Source organism: Advenella sp. EE-W14, from assembly GCF_012923605.1.
In the GTDB taxonomy this organism is placed as follows: domain Bacteria; phylum Pseudomonadota; class Gammaproteobacteria; order Burkholderiales; family Burkholderiaceae_B; genus Advenella; species Advenella alkanexedens.
Genome location: NZ_JAAVNG010000015.1, coordinates 1 through 1,020, shown reverse-complemented (window position 1 = coordinate 1,020; position 1,020 = coordinate 1). Strand labels below are relative to the sequence as shown.

Below are 1,020 nucleotides of genomic sequence, written 5' to 3'. Positions count from 1 at the left end.
TTATCCTGATCATAAAAATTAAAGGGAGCAAATAATCATGATGGAATTGCTGGAACACTTGTCCCTGGGCTTTTCAGTGGCCTTTACACTGGAAAACCTCTCTTATGCCTTCCTGGGCTGCCTGCTGGGTACCCTGATTGGCGTGTTGCCAGGCATTGGCCCCGTGCCTACCATTGCCATGCTGCTGCCACTGACCTATGTGCTGCCGCCTACCGCCGGCCTGATCATGCTGGCCGGTATTTATTACGGCTCCCAATATGGTGGTTCAACCACCGCCATTCTGGTCGCCTTGCCCGGTGAAACCTCAGCGGTGGTGACCGTCCTGGACGGGCACCAGATGGCCAAGAACGGCCGTGCCGGTGCCGCGCTGTCCATTGCGGCGCTGGGTTCTTTCTTTGCCGGCTGTTTCGCTACGGTTTTGCTGGCCGCTTTTGCGCCCCCCCTGGCTGAAGTTGCCTTCAAGTTCGGTCCCGCCGAATACTTCTCCCTGATGGTACTGGGTCTGATCGGTGCCGTGGTACTGGCCTCCGGTTCCCTGCCCAAAGCGATCTGTATGATCATTCTGGGCTTGTTGCTGGGTATGGTGGGTACCGATGTGAATTCGGGTGTGGCCCGTTTTGACTTTGGCATTCCCGAACTGCAAGACGGTATCGACTTTGCCGTGGTGGCCATGGGTGTGTTCGGTCTGGCCGAGATCATGAACAACCTGGCACAAAAAGAAAACCGTGTTGATATTACCGACAAACTCGGTACCCTGTATCCCAACAAGCAAGAGTTCAAAGAAGCCGGTCCGGCCGTCTTGCGCGGTACCATGCTGGGTTCGGCCCTGGGTATTTTGCCTGGTGGCGGTGCGGTGCTGTCTTCCTTTGCCTCTTATACCCTGGAGAAGAAAATCTCCAAAACTCCCGAGCGCTTTGGCAAGGGACATCCGGCCGGTCTGGCCGGCCCCGAGTCGGCCAACAACGCGGCGGCACAAACCTCGTTCATCCCCTTGCTGACCCTGGGTATTCCCGGTAACGC

Annotated in this window: 1 protein-coding gene; it reads left to right on the top strand. The window is 57.0% G+C overall.

Translation table 11 applies throughout. The annotated features are described in order from the left end of the window. Positions 1–40: 40 nt before the first annotated feature. A partial coding sequence (locus tag HCX92_RS13920) for a tripartite tricarboxylate transporter permease (RefSeq protein WP_169295575.1) occupies positions 41–1,020 on the top strand: 980 nt, incomplete at its 3' end.